At 55.0% G+C, this 19,128-nt stretch carries 13 protein-coding genes; all 13 read right to left on the bottom strand.

Features of this window, described 5'->3' with window-relative positions; all coding sequences use genetic code 11:
• Positions 1–2,212, bottom strand: a 2,212-nt coding sequence (locus EAE92_RS17240) for a PAAR domain-containing protein (RefSeq protein ID WP_214068966.1), incomplete at its 3' end; no start/stop codon positions are given.
• Positions 2,213–2,233: 21 nt separating this feature from the next.
• Positions 2,234–2,653, bottom strand: a complete 420-nt coding sequence (locus EAE92_RS17235; protein ID WP_214068965.1) for a DUF1795 domain-containing protein — start codon at positions 2,651–2,653, stop codon at positions 2,234–2,236.
• Between the two features lie 44 nt (positions 2,654–2,697).
• Positions 2,698–4,593 carry a type VI secretion system Vgr family protein gene (locus EAE92_RS17230; protein ID WP_214068964.1) on the bottom strand — a complete coding sequence of 632 codons (1,896 nt, stop codon included), beginning with the start codon at positions 4,591–4,593 and terminating at the stop codon, positions 2,698–2,700.
• 20 nt (positions 4,594–4,613) lie between these two features.
• Positions 4,614–5,957 (bottom strand): VasL domain-containing protein, encoded by a 1,344-nt coding sequence (locus tag EAE92_RS17225; RefSeq protein WP_214068963.1) that lies wholly within the window; start codon positions 5,955–5,957, stop codon positions 4,614–4,616.
• A 95-nt stretch (positions 5,958–6,052) separates the two neighbouring features.
• A complete protein-coding gene (tssM, locus tag EAE92_RS17220; RefSeq protein WP_214068962.1) occupies positions 6,053–9,598 on the bottom strand; it encodes a type VI secretion system membrane subunit TssM in 3,546 nt (1,181 codons plus the stop codon).
• Positions 9,595–11,028: a type VI secretion system protein TssA gene (tssA, locus tag EAE92_RS17215; protein ID WP_214068961.1), complete on the bottom strand. Its 1,434-nt coding sequence runs from the start codon at positions 11,026–11,028 to the stop codon at positions 9,595–9,597. Before tssA ends, tssM begins: the two co-directional genes overlap by 4 nt.
• Positions 11,029–11,033: 5 nt before the next feature.
• Positions 11,034–11,681: a type VI secretion system-associated protein VasI gene (vasI, locus tag EAE92_RS17210; protein WP_046395769.1), complete on the bottom strand. Its 648-nt coding sequence runs from the start codon at positions 11,679–11,681 to the stop codon at positions 11,034–11,036.
• Positions 11,678–12,478 carry a helix-turn-helix domain-containing protein gene (locus EAE92_RS17205; protein ID WP_214068960.1) on the bottom strand — a complete coding sequence of 267 codons (801 nt, stop codon included), beginning with the start codon at positions 12,476–12,478 and terminating at the stop codon, positions 11,678–11,680. Before EAE92_RS17205 ends, vasI begins: the two co-directional genes overlap by 4 nt.
• Positions 12,475–15,135 (bottom strand): type VI secretion system ATPase TssH, encoded by a 2,661-nt coding sequence (gene tssH, locus EAE92_RS17200; protein ID WP_214068959.1) that lies wholly within the window; start codon positions 15,133–15,135, stop codon positions 12,475–12,477. Before tssH ends, EAE92_RS17205 begins: the two co-directional genes overlap by 4 nt.
• Positions 15,136–15,146: 11 nt before the next feature.
• Positions 15,147–15,917, bottom strand: a complete 771-nt coding sequence (gene icmH, locus EAE92_RS17195) for a type IVB secretion system protein IcmH/DotU (RefSeq protein ID WP_214068958.1) — start codon at positions 15,915–15,917, stop codon at positions 15,147–15,149.
• Entirely contained in the window at positions 15,917–17,269 is a 1,353-nt protein-coding gene (tssK, locus tag EAE92_RS17190) for a type VI secretion system baseplate subunit TssK (protein WP_214068957.1), read from the bottom strand. The genes icmH and tssK overlap by 1 nt, the downstream gene beginning before the upstream one ends.
• A gap of 2 nt (positions 17,270–17,271) precedes the next feature.
• Complete coding sequence (gene tssJ, locus EAE92_RS17185; protein ID WP_044467020.1) at positions 17,272–17,838, bottom strand: type VI secretion system lipoprotein TssJ; 567 nt, start codon at positions 17,836–17,838, stop codon at positions 17,272–17,274.
• A complete protein-coding gene (gene tagH, locus EAE92_RS17180; protein WP_214039962.1) occupies positions 17,838–19,124 on the bottom strand; it encodes a type VI secretion system-associated FHA domain protein TagH in 1,287 nt (428 codons plus the stop codon). The genes tssJ and tagH overlap by 1 nt, the downstream gene beginning before the upstream one ends.
• Positions 19,125–19,128 lie beyond the last annotated feature (4 nt).

Genomic DNA, 19,128 nt, shown 5'->3' with positions numbered 1-19,128 from the left:
TGTCCGGCCGGTCACTGACCGCCACCCGGTGATGACGGTCGTAACGCCAGCGCCACAGCGCCCCCGCCGCGGTCAGGCTGCGCAGCCGGTCCTGACTGTCATAACCCAGACTGACGGTCCGGTTCTCCTCATCCAGCACCCGCACCAGCCGCTGATGCTTATCATATTCCTGTATACGGCGGTTGCCGTCCGGGTCGGTTTCGGCCGTTACCAGCCCGAAGGCATTGCGGGTCAGCGTGGTTTTCCGGCCGTCCGGCGCAATAAATCCGGCCGGCTGGCCCTGCTCATCATACAGAGGCAGCCAGGCGCGTTGCAGCGGGTCGGTCATGCCGGTCAGTTGCAGGCTGTCAGCCTCATAGCTGTATTGCCATACCGCGCCGTCCGCCTCTGTCAGCGAAGTGACCCGGCCGGTGTCCGCCAGATAAGTCAGCGTCAGGGTTTCCCCCTCTGGTAATCTCTGTCTGACCAGATGGCCCCAGCGGTCATAGTCATAACGGGTCACGCCGCCGCACGGGGTGTGGATTTCAGTGATTAATTGCTGGTCGTTGTAATGCCAGGTGGTGGTGTGCCCCTGCGGGGTGGTGGAGCGGGTGATGCCGGGGGCATAATCCAGGTGGACCGGATAGAAGCCGCCGGCCCCCACGCTGTCGGTACAGCGCCCCTGTTTATCATAACGGTAATCCACCCAGGTCTGGTCGCCATCGGACCAGCGGCTTATCAGGCCCTGGGCGTTATATTCATAGTACAGGTGGAAGTTCTGAGTACTGTCCGCTTCCGCCAGCCGGCCGTTATCATGGTAGTGATAACGGGCCATCACTTCCTGTAACCTTTCATCGGTGCGGAGTATCTCGGTCAGTTGTCCGCGCAGGTTATAAAGCAGCGTCAGCTCCGGCCCGTCACTGTGGAGAACCTGTGTCAGTTGACCGTGCTCGTTATAGATAAACCGCAGCCGGTTGTCATACACGTCCCGGTGTTCCGTGAGCCGCCAGCGCAGTGTCCCTTCGGATGAGGCCGGAGAGGACAGCGCAAAATACTTGTGAACCGGTGAATCCCGGTGCCGGAGAATATAGCCCTGTTCTCCCCAACTGAGGGTGAAATCCGGGTGTTCCGGGTTGACGCTGTGGGTATAAGCGGCCGGTAAGGCAAAGTAAAGCGATGCCCCTTCGGTGGTGCGGATTTCTACCCGGTCGCCGGTGGCAAGGGCGCATTCGGAGAAGCTGTCCGTCCAGCCCGGTCCCAGTAAGCCCTGTTCCCCCGGCGCCCAGCTGCGCAGAAATACCAGCGGCAGGGTCTGGCCGAGGGTGATATCGGTCCGCTGGTCAAACAGCTGGCCGGTGGTGACGTCAATCGGGTCGCCGGTAAAGAATTTTTTCGTCGTTTCCCGGTAACGTTTCACGCCCTGAGTTTCTTTGAAGGCGGTTTTGGCACAGCAGAAGGTTTTACCTGATATCACTTTTCCGGCATGCCGGGCACCGGCAATCGCCCCGCTGACGGCCTTTTTACCGGCCTGTCGGGTAAACAGCTTACCCAGCCCTTTAAGGGCGCCGCGTGACGGCGGCGCCAGAAATTCAACCGCCATCAGTATCGCCCGTTCCCAGGCGGAAAACTCTTCGGCGACAGCCAGGTAAGTTCCCTGACCGGAGCCGATAAACACCGTTTTGGCCCCGGATTTTATGGTGGCGCCACACGCCAGTTTGTCATCTACCCGGGCCGCCGGCGAGCCGTTGATAAACACGGTTTCACTGCCCTGGGCAATCAGGGGCGCCGCCGGGTGTTGACTACAAACGGCGATATCGGTGGTGGCTCTGGCCGCCGGTTTGCCTTCGATAAAGACATTGGGGGAGCCACTTGCCAGCGTACCGCTCGGCGGGCCGATGCTGTCCACCATTTTCGTGACGGCCGAACTGGCGGCGCTGATGACATCGCCAAGGGCGAATGTGGCCGCGGTTCCCAGGGCGATGACGGCGACGGTAGCCAGCCCGCCGGTAAGGACGGTCAGCCCCACCAGTGCCGAGGCCGCGGCAAAGACCGCCGCCCCTATCAATGCGCCGGTAATGGCGCCCGCCAGCGCTCCCAGGAAGCTGGCATGTTTAATCGGGTCGCCCTCACGGGCGGCGGCCGGACCGGGGGAGCCCTGTGGCGGGGAGACGCGTACCGAGTGCTGGGCGCCAACCCGCGCTATCCGGGTGACGATTTCATCGCCAAGTGACATGGTGTTCCTCCTGTCAGGTTATCAGGACGCCTGAAAACTGTGGACAATTGCCAGCAGGGTATCACGCTGGCCGTCTTCAAAAGGCGCGGGGGAGGTCAGGTTGAAGGTCAGCAGCAGCGGACCCCGGATTTGCAGTATCACGGTCTGGTGCATGTCGCCTTCCGGGCTTTTCCACTGGTAATCCAGACGGCGGGCGGGTTGCTGGCTGAGGGTGATTTCGCCGCGCTGATGCTCCTGGTACCCGGGCAGATGGGTGCAAAACTGTTCCAGGGTCTGTTCATAGTAAGCGTGGTTATCCATGCCGGCGGGGACCGGGGTGCGGCTGACCACCAGATTGATGCCGCTGTCGTCCGGCAGCACAAAGACATTCATGGATTCATCCCGCCAGTTGCCCGGGATAGTCAGTGTGCCTTCATTCATTTGATAGATTGTGTTTTCCATGTTTTTTCCGTTGTTGATTGAAATAAGTTGATAGTCAGTCGCGGTCAGTTCACATTGACCTGTTTGCCATTGATAGTGATATTGGCCCCCTGAATGCTGATATTGCCGGCATTGTCGATGGTGATGCTGCCGCCGGCCGTCGCAATTTCGATACCCCCCGCCTGGGAATGTATCTGGATGTTATTTTTGACATTCAGCAGGCTGTCTTTTTCGACCGTGATTTGACGCAGGCCGGTGATAGCGCTGACTTCATTGCCTGTCACCTCTTTGTGGCGGTCGTTTCTGACCGAAAGCATCTGATTATGGCCGATGCTTTCGGTATGGTTGTTCATGACCCGGGTTTCGCGGTTATTGAGTACCACGGTGTTCATGTCCCGCTGGGCATGCAGCGCCAGCTCTTCACTGCCTTTGGCATCCTCGAAGCGCAGCTCGTTGTAGCCTTCCCCTTTATGGGTTTTGGAACGGAAGGCCATCTGGGTTTTGCTGCCGGGCAGGTCCCCCGGCGGGAGGTTGCTGGCATGGTAGGTGCGCCCGGTGACAATCGGCTGGTCCGGGTCGCCGTTAAGAAAATCCACCACCACTTCCTGACCGATACGCGGTATCGCCAGCATGCCCCAGCCCTGACCGGCCCAGGGCTGGGTGACCCGTATCCAGCAGGAGCTGTGGTCATTACTCTGGCCGTAGCGGTCCCAGAGGAATTGCAGGCGGATACGGCCGTACGGGTCACAGTAGATTTCTTCGCCCTCCGGACCCACCACTTTGGCAATCTGCGGGCCCTCCATCACCGGTTTGGGTAACGGGGCCGGGCGCCAGTGCTGATTGTAGGGAATGAAGGTGAAGTCGTTGCTCAGGGTGGTGCCGCTCTCCCCGGCGGTCTGCTCCAGCGCCTGCGGCTGGCTGCCCCGGTGGGTGACGCAGACCAGCTGCCAGAGCCGGTTGAGGTCAGGCCGGGGATGGTGAGTCAGGGTGAACAGCACGCCGGGCTGCATGGTGGCGGCATTACTTTCCCCGTCGCCGGTCAGGGCGTTGTTGCGCAGGGCTTCCAGCCGGTAGCGGGTGAAATCCGCGCCGTGCTGTTCGTCTTTGAAGCGGCCGGGAAAATCGAAGTGTTCGTACCCGGTATGCTGGAGGTCCTGTTCCCGCATCTGATGACGGAACTCCGCCGCCCAGGCCGGGTTTTTGAAGGTGTAATCTTTGAGCTCGACCACCGCCGGCCGCACCTGCGCCTGGCGGGTCAGCCGGGTAATGCACAGCTGCTGGGCCTGTTCGGCCTCTTCGGGGTGATAGGGCAGCACCGGGCCTTTGACGACAGAGCCCGCATCGTCGGCAAACACCAGGGTGTTTTTATTGCCGGTGAACTCAAAGAAGTAAAAAATCCCTTCTTCGGCGGTGAGCCGTTGCAGAAATTCAAAATCGGTTTCGCGGTACTGGACGCAGAACTCCCGTTCCGGGTGGGGATTGCGCAGACTGAACGCCACATCGCGGACGCCGTTCTCTTTGAGCAGGGTGGTGAGGATGGTTTTGATATCCTGCTGCTGAAAAATCCGGGCATTCTGGCGCAGGGTGGTGCGCCACATATCGGGCCGGATGGTCATGTCATAGCGGGTCTGATGTTTGCCGGTATTGCCCTGGATAAAGCTGGCGACCATGCCGGTGACGGTGCGCTCGACTTTGCCTTCGCGCAGGATGGTCAGGGTGGCGCTTTTGTCGAGGACGGCGGTGAAATCAATGGCCGGGTCGGCACTGGCTAAACTGACCGTCAGCGTGAACGGGGTGGAGAGGGCCTCGCGCAGGGTAAATCCGGCCACCACGAAGGTGTGCGGCGGCAGTCCGCCGGCGGTGAGGGTAAACTGTAAGCCGCCGGCGCTTTGGGGACTCAGCCGGTCAGCGAGGTGCCGGGCGAGGTTGCCGGCGGCGGCGGTTTTTTTCTGGGATGACATATAGGGTTCCTTCTCTGAATTTACGGGCGGGGTTGCCCGGGGAGCGCGGTCAGCCCGGCGGCTTTCTGCAACGCGTAATACTGGCTGAGCAGGGCGTTAAACCGGTCGTCGGTCTTTTTTATCAGCGCCGGTGAGACGGGCTGTCCCTGCTCAACCGTGGCGGAAAGCTGGCGCAGCAGCTCTTCCAGCGGGAGGTCACGGTTGTGGCTGTGCTGGATTTGGTAAATCGCCGTTTTCAGGTAAGAGAGGGTGAAACTGCCCCGGTTGCGCTCCTGCGCCAGGATGTTGTCCGCCAGTAACTGGAGCTGATGCCGGGTCTGCTGCCAGCTGCCGGAGACCGGCGCGTTTTCCAGCCGGATGGTCTGTAACTGCTGCCAGCGCTGCGTTTCACGCTGCTGCCGGCTGTCCTGCGGCCAGGTTTTTTGTGCCCTATCGGTCAGCTGCTCAGCCTGTTGCAGCACCACCAGCGGGGAGGTGTCCGCTAACCGGGTTAACTGCTGGGCATAGGTTTGCAGGTCGGGGTGGTACAGCCAGGCCAGTCTGGTCCCGTCCGGGGTGTCAGTCAGGGCGGTGAGCTGCTGTTGCAGCGGCCGGTAAAGTCCCAGCCAGCTGCCGGTCAGGACAAACACGCCCAGTAAGAGACCCAGGCCAAACCCCTGTAACGCGCTCATCGGCCGCGGGGGCGGTTCAGGGAAACGGACCTGGACTTTAGGCTGACTGTGGTCGTATCCCGCGTCGTCGTCAGTGTCCGGTTCCGATGGCGCCGGCTCGGTTGTGTTGGCCAGGTAAACCAGCGGCGGCATCTGCACGGGTTTGGCGGCGGGTTTGGGCAGGATGCGGGTCTGTTCCAGTTTTTTGGCGGTGTTCTGGAAGAACCACAACAGGTTTTCGACTTTTGGCAGGCGTTTCAGGTCGGACTGCTGGAGCCGGTCGACTATCAGTTGTAAGGCCCGCTCGGCCCGGTAAATCATCCGCAGGTCACGGGGGGTATAGTCGTGCTGGCGTAACGCGTTGCCGCAGCGGGTGTTAAACCAGTCCAGCATCTCAGTGCGGACCGCCGGCTGCGGGGGCCACAGTGCATCCCACTGGCTGACCATCACCCCGGCCAGCAGTTCACAGCCTTCGGTAAACCCCGCCAGGCCGCTGAGCTGCATCCGGGCCAGGGTGTAGTAAATCGCGCTCTGCAAATCGACGCCGTGGGCGCGAAACAGCGTCAGGGCCAGGGATTCGATAAGCGGCCAGTTCACTGCCGGCTGAGACGGGTGGTTGATTTTATTGATTTCCTCGCGTATTGCCGTGAACGCCGGCAGATTCATCGGGTTACTGCCGGCGCGGATAATCAGGTTTTCAGGGTGTTCACTCATGGCCGTTCATCCTTTCACCTGCCTCCGTCGGCGCGGAGGACAGGGTGGGTTTCTATTTTGCAATGAATAAAATTTGCCATTAATACAGTTTGCCATTAATACAGGGTGTCAGGCAGTCTGAACTGGCTGAACAGGCCGCCGGCAAACGGGTTGTCGGATTCATCCACGTAGATACGGTAGGTCATGTCGCCGCCGTCCACCGTGAACCGCACATCAAACGCATCCTGACGCACGTTAGTCAGTTTGCCGCTGTTAATCAGACGTAACTGAGCCCACGGGCCGGTGAAGCTGATGGCGCGTGGGGATTTGCCGCTGGCATCCGGTATCAGCGTGAGCTGGCTTTCCACCCCGGCCCGCATCGAGTTGGGCCAGATGAGGTGTACAATGCTGCCGCGGCCGTGAGCATAATCGAGCAGCTGGCCGTCGAGATTGAGCAGGCTGCGGCGTTTATTGCCGGTCAGGCTGAGGGGCTCAATGGCGAACTGGGTGCCCAGACCGTTTTGCGGCGAGAAGAAGGTGTCGCGGATACGGTCGGCCAGTTTCAGTTGTTCCAGTACATCCTGGCGGATAAGTTGCTGGCCGTCAGCGCTGTGGGTCAGGTTGTTTTCCACAAACGGTTTCAGGTTCTGCTGATAGAAGGCATCCAGCGTGCCGCCGGGCCGGAAGAATCGCTCGAACTCACTGAGCGGCACGTCCTGAGTGGCTTCCGGGTCGAACGGGTAGCGGCCGGCCAGGTAGGTCTGGTACTGTCTGACCACGGTGTCGCGCCATTCGATTTCCAGCGAGCTGATGGCTTCCCTCATCACCACCCGCCATGCCTGTTCGGCCAGTTCGCCGACCCAGCGGTTGAGCGGCGCCGGCAGGTTTTTCGCCAGCTGCTGCACTTCGAAAATCGGGTCGCTGTTATGCTGCTCAAGCCGCTGCCGCACGGCGCTCAGGGCGGCTTTACCCGGTACCGGGGCATTCTGAATCGCCAGCAGGTAACGGTGCAGCGCCACCAGTTTCTGGTAAACCTCCTGCAAGGTACTGTTTTTATCCCCGTATTCCACCAGCACGGCGGTTTCCGGCGCGAACTCCCGGTGAATACGCGCCCGCAGGCGGTAATCCGGGGTATCACGTAACGGCTGCTGTGCTTTGGCCGGCAGCGTCTCGTCAATCTCCGGCAGACGGGTGTTGTCGCTGAGGATTTGCAGGGCGCGGCTGATGGGCTGTTCGCCGCTGATAACCTGTTCAAGGGCGCTGATGGCCTGCGGGATATCGGTAAAATCACGAATATCCAGGTTGTTCATGGCCGCGCGCCAGGTGGCCGTGTAGTCCCCCAGGTACTGCTCGGTGATTTGTCGCTGGATTTCTTTGCGGTCCGTGTCGCTGTACTGCACGTTATGCGACAGGTTCAGGACCCAGCTGTCCATGACGGTGAGGTCGATGAGCTGGTCGTCCTGTTTGACGAAGTAGTTGTTCAGGCCGTTTATCGTCAGGAACTGCGGGATAATCAGTTGCTTGTCATTATTGGCAATAAAGAGGCGGTCAAAGCCCGGGCCAATCTGGTCGCGCAGGTTGAGGGGCGGCGGCAGTGAATCCTGGGCTTTAATGCGCAGGTTCTGATAGACCCGCTGATAAATGGAGAGCTGACTCAGCTCTTTCTCCGCCTTGATGAGCGGCAGTTTGTAAGGCGCGAAGCTGCGGATCGCGGCCTGATCGCCCGCCTCCCGCGCCGCCCGCCAGTCGGTGTGATCCAGCGCGTAGTCCAGGTGAGTCAGTAGCTGCGCCTGTAACGGGCGCTGGCCATTAAAAGCCTGGCTCCAGCGCGCCTGCATATAGTGTTCCACCAGCGATTTATTGCGGCCGCTGCCATCTTCCAGCATCCGCATGATGCGCAGGACGGCCAGTTTTTCCTCGCTGCCTTTAGGCGCCCGGTTGAGGTCATCCAGCAGGCCGTTCATTAAGGCGGGCAGGAAGCGCTGAGACAGCAGTTGCAGGTAGGTGTTTTCCACATACGGGCCGACCGCCGCGCCCTGATAAAGTCCCATATCCGCCAGCAGCCCTTTCTGATGGTAATCCCCGTAGGCCAGCGTGGCCTCACGGACAGGATTGAGCAGGGGAAGCTGTAAATTGCCGTTACGGTCTTCGCCTTGGGGGGGCGGCACAGACAGGAAGGTTTTGGCCTGCGCCAGTACCTCGTCGCCGGCCCGGTAGTTCTTCTGATAGTAGTAGTGCCAGCCGGTCCACAGGGCCAGCACCACCCCGGCGCCCACGGTGGAGAAGGTCAGTAGTTTGTGGCGGTGGCGGTTTAACCACAGGCGGTTTTCAGCCGCCAGATTCGGCTCGGCCAGCAGGACCTCTTCAAACAGCGTGTGGGTGAAGTAGGGCGCGGTGTCCGCCACCGGCCAGGTGGGAAAAGCCTGTGGCCCGAGGTGATACTGCACCGCGGCGGACTGGGTAAAAATGTCATCCATCTGGCCGATTTGTGTAGACGAGGTGAGATAAACCCCCCGCAGGCCCGGCTGTGCCGGGCCGCCGTTGTAAAGGAGCCCCTCCAGCAGCTGTACCAGCGCGCTGTGCAGCCCCTGTATCTGGCGGGTGAAGCTGAACAGGGGGCTGCGCTGACTGATGTCCACTTTATTGAGCATCATGTCCGGCATGGCCGCGTTGAGTTGCTGCATCCACTGGCGCCAGAACTGTGCCAGTTCAGCGCGCCAGCTGTGCTCATCCTGCGCATTCAGGCTAAAGGTGACGCCCAGGATCTGGGCGCGCTGCGATCTGTCCAGCGACTGGAAGGCGGCGCTGAAACCGTGCAGCCGGTCGAGTTTGGTCAGTACCAGATAGCAGGGCAGATGGTTATGCAGGGTTAATCGCAGATCCTGTAGGCGCAGGTGAAGCGCGGCAATAACCCGTTCCCGCTGCGCTTTGTTGTCGGTCAGTAAGCGGTGAATGTCCACCGTCAGGATGATGCCGTTGAGCGGCTGGCGCTGACGGTTTTCGGTCAGCCAGGCGAGCAGAGCCTGCCACAGGCGGGCGGGCAGTTGAGGTTTGGGGGTGTCCGGCGGCGATATCTGGTCGATAAGGAACCCGTCCGGGTCAATGATGACGGCTTTCTCCCCCAGCCAGCAGCGCAGATGCAGGGGCTGCGCCTCTTCCCCGGTCAGGGTGTCCGGCGCGGCAATGTCAGTCAGCCGGCAGCCTTCCTGAATCAGTGAGGTTTTGCCGCTGCCGGTGTTGCCCATCACCAGGTACCAGGGGCGCTGGTAGAGATAATCCCAGGTCCCCAGATGGCGTTGCAGCTGGGCTTTCCAGTGATGGAGATAACTGTCCTGACGGGTGATATCGGCCAGCGCCGGATCGACGGCTTTCAGTTCCACCTCCAGCCTGAGCTTTTCAAGCTGGCGCAGGCGGCGCCAGATTTTTATCCCGACAACGCTCAGGGCCAGCAGGAGGATGATGACCGTCGCCAGCCAGCGGGCAGACAGCGTTTCCAGCGGGCGGGTCTGTTTAAACTGCCAGCCGGGTCCCCACCACCACAGCCAGATAAGGGCAAGACAGGGCAGGAGGGCCAGTATCAGCGAGGCGGTGGCTTTCAGTGGCGGCAGACGCGGCATCGCCGGTTTTTTGATATTTTTCAGCAGTAGAGAAAGCCAGTTCATGGGTTAACGCTCCTGTTTGCGGTCGTCTCTTTTGAGGGGGAGGTCATCGGGGCTTTTTCTGCCAGTGCCGCCAGCAGGCCGGGCTCCCAGTCGGCGAGTGACAGGTGTTGTCCTGCCCGGAGCAGCTGTCGGTAATGTTGTTGTGCCAGCGCACTCATGCCGGCCTGCTCCAGTAACTGTGCCGTCAGCAGCTGACCGTAGAACTGATCCCGGGGTTCGGTCAGGTGTTGCTGATAGTGCTCTGCGGCGTTGAGGGCGGCTTCCAGGCCGTGTTGCTGAAAGCATTGCCAGATAGCGTCCTGTTCCTGCGTGGCGCCGCGGCTGACGGCGGCGGTCGCCGGAGGATGCAGCCAGTTCAGCGTGGCGTCTGAGATAAAGGGGCTCATATCGGAGAAAGACAGGTTTTGCAGGACCGGCAGGCGGTCAAGAAAGGCCCGGAGTTCATCGCGGATAGCGTCAGCGACAGGGCGGTAACCCAGTTTTTCGGCGGCCTGAGCCGCGATAGCGTGCCCGTCCAGCCAGTAAGGGGCCAGTGTCAGACTCTGTTCTATCTGTTGCAGCAGGGATTTGTCCGCCGCCGGGAGTTTCGTCAGATAATCTGCGGTACGGTCTGCCGCAGTCGGCGCCAGCGGTGTTTTGCCTGCGCCATTTGCCATCGGAGCCGTGGTCAGCGTGTGCCATATCGCATAACGACGCAGACGGTAACCCACAGGGGAATCAGGTTGGCGTTCGCATAGCAGGTCGGCCACGGTCAGGAGCGTCTGCTTCCAGGCTTTTTCACCGGAACTGTCTACGGCGACATCCGGTATGGGGGTGGATGTCAGTGCTGAAGTGTTTGCAGATTGTGCTGTCGTTTCTGTTGATTCAGTCGGTGCGGCTGCCGGTTTTGGCTCAGGTTTACGGGCATAGCGGGGGCGTAACTGGTCAATCTCTTTAGCCAGTGCCGGCTCATCGGTATGCCAGCATTGTGCCAGATGAGCCAGTGCGCCCTGTGCCTCTTCGCGCTGAGTCTCATCAGCCTGTTCGCAGAAGCCGGGTTGCGCAGAGCCAAAACGTTTAATCACTTGTTGTGCCAGGCGGCGTTTGAGCAACGGTTTTTGTGGCCAGGCTGTCTGCCAGTAATGCTGGATGTAATCGGCCAGCAGCTCCATTGCCAGGATGAGTTCAGCGGGATTACTGCCGTGTTGCAGTGTGCGCAGTAAATGAACCATCAGCCTGAAATCTTTGCTTTTTTCGCTGAACAGTTGCAGTGCCTGACGCTGGATCTCTTCAATATTGATGCTGGAATGAGCCAGCGATCCCAGCTTAACCATCTCTCCATCGATATATTCCCAGGCGGGTTCGTTTTCATCCAGCTCCCGGCTGATAAGTTCATCCGACAGGGGCGTCAGCAGGAGGCCCTGCCAGTCAAATTGTTTCCTGATATCCATTGGGATCACCAGCGGCAGGCGGAGCGTAAAGGTTTCACCGCCTGTTCCAGTTGAGAAATGTTGAATGTCATTCGGTTTCCGTTGCCGGTTTTGATGGTCAGGGTTTTTCCTGTCATCAGTCGTTTTAGCTCTTCAATGCCCGGCAATCCACGGCTGGATTCCAGCAGGTAGCCGTTTTCACGCAAGAACCAGTCAGCACTGAATTGGGTGATTTCCGTCGAAATCATCACCGTGCCGCTATCTTGTGGTTTAGCCAGGGCAATTTGTATTCGGGTAATGCTGTCGATACAACTCAGCATCAGTACTGGCCGTGGTGGTGGAACACCAATTGCGGGGGTGGTCAGTATGACGCGAGTCGGTATGCTTTCAGATTGGGTGGTGATAAAACCGGTTGAATGGTCAGTTCGTTTCATCTCCTGTTCCATTGCCTGTCTCCAGACAGGGCCAGTTTTTTCTAACGGGATAACGGCAATATTATCGACTTTATCCAATAGACGGTCGTAGCAATCGAGTCTGACCAACGGCGACGGTTCTGCCCGGCATTGCAGTAAAGCGGGTAGTGAAGGCGCTGTTGTGGTTTCCTGATCTGGCTGAATATCGGGTTTGCCTGTCAGAGAGGCGATTAGTGAACTGACCATTAACAGAAAACTCATAATTTACACCTGTATTTCGCCAGTTTGTAAGTCAGTGTACGTGGTGCGATACCTAAGCTTTCGGCAATCTGTTTGGTGTTATTGCCGTAAATATGTTGGCGTTGTATCAGTATTGCGCATTCGAACTCTTCGAGTGCCTGAGATAAGTCGTCGATTTTGCTGTAATCGTGGGAGACGCTGGCTGATGTTTTGTTTTCTGCTGTGGTACTTAACGAAGCCAGCAACTCATCAAGCTGTTTTTCTTTCTGGCGTTGTGTCTGAAAAACCTGGCGGATCTGGCGTAATTGTTCACGCAGTTGTTCCAGTTCCTGTAATTTTTTCAATCGGTGTTGCATGACGAGGCAGTAGATGTAAAACATGTTGCTATCGTCAGCAAAACGACGAACATCTTTGGCGAAAACAGCAATCACGCCACACGCTTGCCCGTTGCAATTAAACAACGGGATAGCATGTAGGCCGCAGCGATTAGGGAGTTCTTCGACGAAGAGGCGAAAGTTTCGATTGTCTATTCGTACTCCCTGATTGAGTGATTCCCAGGTCGTAGGGGTACCTTTGTACAGGATTTGTATCAGTGGATGGTTAATATCACCGATATTGACATCCAGTTGTAGCGCGCTTATCTGGTTTGGCGCCGGCAGCCGGTAGCATTCCAGACGGTTTTCATTCACGTTAAGCAGAGAGACCAGCAAGGCGTCAAAACGCTGGCGTTGGTGATTCACTTGCAGAAAGTGGTGAACCAGTTGCTCGATAGAGTCATTTTCCAATAACGCTAATGCGCTTTTCAGCCGTTGTTTCATGGTATCTCCTCAACCACCGCGTTGAATTGATGGTCGTTAACAGTTAGCTGGATAGTGCTGATCTGCTTTCCGGCAGCCATTTTTTGCAACAACAGCAGAGATAATGGTGGCAATAAAGCGCCATCAATGATCGATTCCAGCATGCGTGCGCCATTTTCAGCACGGGTTGCCCGTTGCAGTATTTCTTCAACCACATCATCACTCAGGGTGACTTCGGCATTGAAGCGTTGACGTAATAAGTTATCGAGGCGCGCCAGTTTGCCCTGAATAATGGTTTTCAGGGTGTCTTGTCCCAATGGTAGATAAGGAACTACTTCCATTCGCGCCAGTAATGCGGGTTTGAAGAAGGCCGCCAGTTCAGGATAAAGCAGGTCATTCATCTCTTCCGGTTTATCGGCATTATCGACGATAGTTTGATAGCCCAAGTTGGAAGTTAAAAAGAAGACCGCATTTTTACAGTCAATCACTCGGCCTTCCCCATCGGCCAACTCGCCTTTGTCGAAAGCTTGGTAGAACAGGTTCAGTACATCAGGATGGGCTTTTTCTACTTCATCAAGTAGAACGACGGAATAAGGTTTCTGGCGAATAGCTTCGGTGAGTACACCTCCTTCCCCATATCCAACATAGCCCGGAGGTGAGCCAATCAGGCGGGAAACGGTGTGTTTTTCCTGAAATTCCGACATATTGATAGTGGTCAGATATTGACGTCCGCCAAACATCAATTCGGCAATCTGTAAAACGGTTTCAGTTTTACCGACGCCACTTGGTCCTACCAGCAAGAAGGCGCCCAATGGACGACCGGGACGGCGTAGGTCCGCCCTGGCAGTCAACAAATGTTGATGCAGGCATTTAATCGCGAGATCTTGTCCTTTGATGCTTTGTCCCAAATGAGTTGGGAGTTCAGTCACGACGGAGAGTTCACTTTGTGACAGGCGATTAAGGGGTACGCCAGTCCATTCAGCGATAACCGTCGCAATCTGGTTCTTATCCACATGAGGAGAAACGAGCGTTTGTTGTTGCTGTAATTGTTCCAACTGTTCATTGCGTTCAGCCAATTGTGCAATCAACTCATCAGTTGTCATTTCGGCCGATGTTTCGCTCTCTTTTGTTTCGTTGGTTAATTCTATTTCAGTTAATTCTGTTTCGTCGGTTAATAGTTGACGGCGTAGTTCAATAACTTGCTGAACTAATTGTTGCTGTTGCTGCCAACTGGCTTCCAGTTCAGCTAATTTCTCCGTGGTTTCCTGCTGTTGTTGCCGCAGTTCATCCAGTCGATCAGTGTGCTGGTTTAGCCCTATGCGCTGTTCCCTCTCCAGCACATCTGATTCCATTTTCTGCTGATGTAGTTGGTTTTTCAGGGCGGAAATTTGGCGCGGAGGTGAAGTCAAGTTGATGGCAACGCGGGCACAGGCGGTATCCAGCACATCAATGGCTTTGTCCGGTAATTGGCGCCCGGAGAGGTAACGGTCGCTTAATACCGCAGAGGCTTTTAGCGCTTCATCATCGATTAATACGCCATGAGATTGTTCATAGATTGCCCGCAGGCCACGCATAATAATGATAGCTTCTTCCGCGGTCGGTTCGGCCACTTTAACCAGTTGAAAACGGCGGGATAGGGCAGCATCTTTTTCGAAATATTTTTTGTATTCACCCCAAGTGGTCGCAGCAATGGTTTTCAATTCACCACGTGCCAGAGCGGGTTTTAGCAGGTTGGAGATATCCAATCCACCTTGTTGATTACCTGCGCCAATCAGGGTATGAGCTTCATCGATGAACAGAATAATCGGTACGGATGACTGATTTATTTCATTCATAATGCCTTTGAAACGTTTTTCAAATTCACCTTTTACCGCCGCACCCGCTTGTAGTGCGCCCAGATCCAGCGTCATCAATTCACTGTTACGCAGTTTTTCCGGTACTCGGTTGTCGATAATGCGCAGAGCTAACCCTTCAATGAGCGCACTTTTACCGACGCCCGCTTCACCCACCACAATCGGGTTATTTTTACGGCGACGGCAGAGAATATCGATCATTAGGTCGATTTCTCTGTCACGGCATAGAACAGGATCGAGTTTTCCCTGACGAGCTTGTTCCGTCATATTGTGAGTAAAACGGGCGAGCAGGCTGTCACTACTGGCGGCAGCTTTGCCTTGTCCGTTTTGATCGTTTTCCACAATTGGTTGTTCGGCAGAGCCCGCTGTCCATTGGGCAAAATTCTGGCGTAACAATTCGCGGTTTATTCCCGATAAAAGACGTGCGGATTGTGGCGTCAGGTAACGTAATGGGCTGAACAGCAAGGTCATCAGCATGACGCCGCTGCGTAATTCCTGATGCTGCATCTCAGTCGATGCTAACAGCCAGCTATCTTGTAACCACTCCACCAGCATTGGAGAGAAGCTAGGATAGGCTTGAACCATTGCTTGATGATGAGGGATCACCTGATCAAGTTGTTCTTTCAGCAGATCGCTATCCACTTCTGCTTGATTGAAGATCGCTCTGACATCACTGAGAGGGGTGTTGATCATTTGCAGCAATAGCTGAGAAACCGTGATCTCAGGTTGTTGTTGACTGACACACTGCGCTGCCGCCGCTTCCAGAGCATGCCGAGTCATCGGATTTAAGCGATTAACTAATGTAGGTAGATCAATCTGAATCATCGGTTTCTTTCCTAGCTCAGTAAGTTATTTAGTTGTTGTAAGATGTTCTGGGTTTGGTTGTGCAGACGGATAGCGTAGAAGCCATAAACGATAGCGAGCAGAGTAATACCGCTCCAGAACAGATGTTTAATAGTCAGACGCTTACCCAGGCGATAGCGATCATCACGCTCATTGGCGTTATTGTGGAGAATGATGGGGGGTACTTCGCCCCGCAGCGCGTGCAGTTGTTGGTGTAATCGACGGAATAAACGTTCAAAGTCATCACTTTTCTGCGAAGCAACTTTGTAGCGACCACGGTAGCCAAGACAGAAACAGAGGTAGATAAATTCCAGCAGATGTTGGTAGCGCTGAGGTTCACCCATCAAACGATCCAACAACTGAAAGACTTTTTCACCACCCCAGGTTTCGTTGTGGAATTGCACCAGCAGTGATTGTTGCAACCAGCCGTTTTGACTGTTCCAGCCATGCCCCAGTGCGGTTTCATCAATGAAGGTACAGAGCATGTAGCGGAAAGAGACAATCGCACCTGGTTCATAACCTTTGGTTTGTAGAAGTTGTTCGATTGCCTGGATATCAGTAACGACCTGTTGATAAAGTTGGTCTGGCAGTGGTTGATCACCCATATCTTTTAAACGCATGACCATGCCAAGCAGCGGTGTGGCGGCATCAATCATCGGGTTCAGGCTTTCTCCGCGTAGCGGTAACTGATACTGACGATGTAGAGTCGTATCGGTTTCCGTCTGCGTCAGAATGGTGTTGTCACTCATGGCTTCGGTTTTCATTAGGCACTCCCATTCCTAACCGCCCAGAATTGCATGTCTAATCCTGGGAATTCTCCCGAAACGTGAAAGGCGATGGAGTTACTTTTTAGAATGTCTTTCCATGCGTCGCTTTGTTGATCAAGCCGGAAGTAGGTGTAACCAGCATGATAAGGCAACTGACGTGGGGCAGAGGGAAGCGCAACCAGTGCTACAGCGGGCAACTGGATGCTGACCATTTCGCGGATCCTTTCAGCCGATGTAACTTTAGTCTGTTGGGCAAACTGGCGGAGTAATTGATCATGCGGAACTTGCGCACGGATTGCCAGAATGAATTCCGCGTTTGTCAAAACATTGCGATCATGGATGTGCGCCACCCGGATACCATTGGCTTGAGTTTGTAGCTTAATTGGGATCGCCCGCGGAGTCAGTACAACGCCCATTGCTTCGTGCATGAGGATCATGACTTCCTTGAATGTTTCCGTCAGATTGTCGTGTTTGTAAATCGGCATATCGCCGACCTGACGGGATTCATGAGTAAATGTTCTCAGTTCACCACAGGTTTGGATCAACTGAGTGAAAAAATCTTGCGGATGTAAAATGGCTTGTCCGGCGTAGTGGGTAAACCACGGCTGAACTCGGTTAACTAGCTGGAGCATCATAAATTCAGCAACATCAGCGACCCCTTGCTGGCCGGGAGAACCAATCCGGTTAGCGAGTGATCTACCTCGTTCTGTCATCGCCCTATCCACTTCATCCATATAATTTTTTAATTGAGTAGAGACCCTGATCGATGTACAGGTTGGTACGAACTCTTCATCCAGTATGATAGTTCCGGTAGGGCGCTTTTCTATTATCTGGCATAGCGGTAGTACGGAGAAAGCGCTGAGATCTTCTGAGCCCTGTTTCAGAATCGGCGTCAGTTGTGCCAGCATGACTTGGCAGATATCACCGCCATCTGTATGCAGGTCACGGATATCTTCCATGTGTTCACGGTAGCGCATAGCTCCTGCATGATTGGATTCTGAATGAGAGATTTCATTGAGAATATCGTTGGCTATTGGCAGTGCCAGATAGATATTTTTACTGTTGTTTTCGTGAATATTCACAACATCAAGCGGTTGAGGAGTTGCATCCTGATGAGGAATAGAGAACACTGTGCCGTCTGGCATGATACCGCTGGCTTCGATGATGCCGATGCGTCCCAGAGCGAGAAGGTCTTCGTCCAGCGTCAAAGAACTGAAGCCATAACTATAACTGGTTAAGGAGGTCTGGCGACTATGAGCCAGATAGTCATTATGTTTTTGTTGTTGCTGAAAGTGTTGTGGCTTGATGAATAATCCTTCACGCCAAATCACCCGATTCTTACCTGACATAGTTATTGTTCCTCTTTTCTAAGTTCAACTTCGTTCGCTCTGATGTGCACCAGAATGTGGTATTGCTGTCCTGTGTCTTTCACACGGATGACCTTTTTCCATTCGGATTGATTAATATCGGCATAGCGAACGATAACGCCGATGTAACGGCTATTTTTTTCCAGCGGGATGACTGGCAGTGGTTTGTACTGCCCCGGCAATAAGGTGTAATCCTGATGGTCGATGTAATTTTTCCCCAGCGCTTTATCCAGTTTGTCACTCGCCAGTTGGTCATAATCAGCGGCAAGTAGACGGGAATCTTCACTGAGATAGAGCAGATGCATTTCAACCGGAGTGGCTTCTCCATTTTTATTGGGGTTAATATCAGGTTCTGCCAGCAAAGTGATCGCGACGGTGGAAGGTAAGTTCGCAGGTTGACCAACAGGAGTTGATGGGTCCCAGACTACCTGTCCGACTTTCTTCGTTGCTTGCCATGCACTGCTACAGCCGCTTAATATCAGCGCTGCCAGCAATACGAACCATACGGTATAACTACCGGACCATGAGGTATTACAGCCGGAGCGTTTCATTACTGGCTATCCTCTAAACCTTGACGCAGAGCACGGTCATAAGCTTGCTCATAGACTTCACCGAACAGTTTTTCGAATCCCTGTTGGCGGCTGGAAGCCAATTCGCGGTAGTAACTGGTGTACATTTCCCATGCCCAGGTCGCATTTTTTTCCTGTGTCTCATTGCTGCGGCGGTATTGGGCAAAACGACTCAGTAGGTGTTCCGGTGAGAAAGCATCCAGCATGGTGTTCAATGCGGCAGTGATCGCAATCCGGTTAGCCTGATAGTGTAATTGCAGGTTATGTAAGCTTTCAGCGACAGCGGAAGGAGCAGAGAGATGGACTGGGCTTTTTTGATCCGCAAACATCACCTGCATAGTGGTGTTGTAGTCCATGTTCAGCCGTAGCGGATTATCTTCGATAGGACGCAATTGCTTATCACGCAGCCCATGCTGTGTACGTTGCAGTACCAGTAGACCTTCAATTGCCGCTTTCATGGTCTTACCCATTTCTTCCAGAAAGTCGTTGGCCTGTTGGCTGTTATGCAAAGGCAATTGTGTGTTCAATCCTCGCATCAATGGTGTGATAGCAACATGTTGCTGTTCCATGTCCTGATACTGTTCATTAAAAGGCGAAGAGATACCGGGTAAATCAACAAAATCCTGATCCATAGCATTGCCTCTGTTATCTGAGAGGGAAGAAAAAAATAATGGGGCGCGGTAGTGGTCTTGTTGCAGGCTTTGGTCTACCTCGTTACTCACTGACGTCTGGTCCAGAGTGGTCAGATTTTCGCTATCGAGAACCTTGAGTGGATCATGGCTGAAATCGTGTTTGATCGTGGGGGCCAAAGAACCATGATCAGTGAAAGCGGAATCTTGAGCGGGATCTTTTTCCATCATAGCGTCCAGTGGATTGCTATAGCTGGAAACCAGTGATTCCGGTGATACCGTCATGGGATCAATGCGATCTGCATCGGAAAAACTGATATAACTTTTGATCACTAGTTTACCAATGGTAATTTCATCCGCTTGTTGCAGGCGGATGAAACCAGCGTCAGCAGTCAGGGGTGACTGATTCACAAACAGGGGACCCGCAATCATTTGCAGACAGAATGCACCATCACGCCACTGGATAGTAAATTGTGATGGATTGATATTTCCTTGCAGATCCTGAACGGACCAAAGATGGCTTTCACTGCTGCCAACTGTGCCACCTTGAGTCGAGAATAGGCAGCTAGCCGCTTTGCCGCTTTCCAATTGATCGCTGTTGATCACTCGTAATGAGAGAGTTGGCTGTTGTTTTTCCATCGTC

Source organism: Photorhabdus hainanensis, assembly GCF_018448965.1.
GTDB classification, from domain to species: Bacteria; Pseudomonadota; Gammaproteobacteria; order Enterobacterales; family Enterobacteriaceae; genus Photorhabdus; species Photorhabdus akhurstii.
This window is presented reverse-complemented; position numbering and strand designations above follow the sequence as displayed.

What these genes read in the sequence shown, in the direction of transcription:
- icmH (WP_214068958.1), bottom strand. Translation starts at nt 15,917, where the DNA reads ATGAAAACCGAAGCCATGAGTGACAACACCATTCTGACGCAGACGGAA.
- EAE92_RS17225 (WP_214068963.1), bottom strand. Translation starts at nt 5,957, where the DNA reads ATGAGTGAACACCCTGAAAACCTGATTATCCGCGCCGGCAGTAACCCG.
- vasI (WP_046395769.1), bottom strand. Translation starts at nt 11,681, where the DNA reads ATGAGTTTTCTGTTAATGGTCAGTTCACTAATCGCCTCTCTGACAGGC.
- EAE92_RS17235 (WP_214068965.1), bottom strand. Translation starts at nt 2,653, where the DNA reads ATGGAAAACACAATCTATCAAATGAATGAAGGCACACTGACTATCCCG.
- tssH (WP_214068959.1), bottom strand. Translation starts at nt 15,135, where the DNA reads ATGATTCAGATTGATCTACCTACATTAGTTAATCGCTTAAATCCGATG.
- tagH (WP_214039962.1), bottom strand. Translation starts at nt 19,124, where the DNA reads ATGGAAAAACAACAGCCAACTCTCTCATTACGAGTGATCAACAGCGAT.
- tssJ (WP_044467020.1), bottom strand. Translation starts at nt 17,838, where the DNA reads ATGAAACGCTCCGGCTGTAATACCTCATGGTCCGGTAGTTATACCGTA.
- tssA (WP_214068961.1), bottom strand. Translation starts at nt 11,028, where the DNA reads ATGGATATCAGGAAACAATTTGACTGGCAGGGCCTCCTGCTGACGCCC.
- EAE92_RS17230 (WP_214068964.1), bottom strand. Translation starts at nt 4,593, where the DNA reads ATGTCATCCCAGAAAAAAACCGCCGCCGCCGGCAACCTCGCCCGGCAC.
- EAE92_RS17205 (WP_214068960.1), bottom strand. Translation starts at nt 12,478, where the DNA reads ATGAAACAACGGCTGAAAAGCGCATTAGCGTTATTGGAAAATGACTCT.
- tssK (WP_214068957.1), bottom strand. Translation starts at nt 17,269, where the DNA reads ATGTCAGGTAAGAATCGGGTGATTTGGCGTGAAGGATTATTCATCAAG.
- tssM (WP_214068962.1), bottom strand. Translation starts at nt 9,598, where the DNA reads ATGAACTGGCTTTCTCTACTGCTGAAAAATATCAAAAAACCGGCGATG.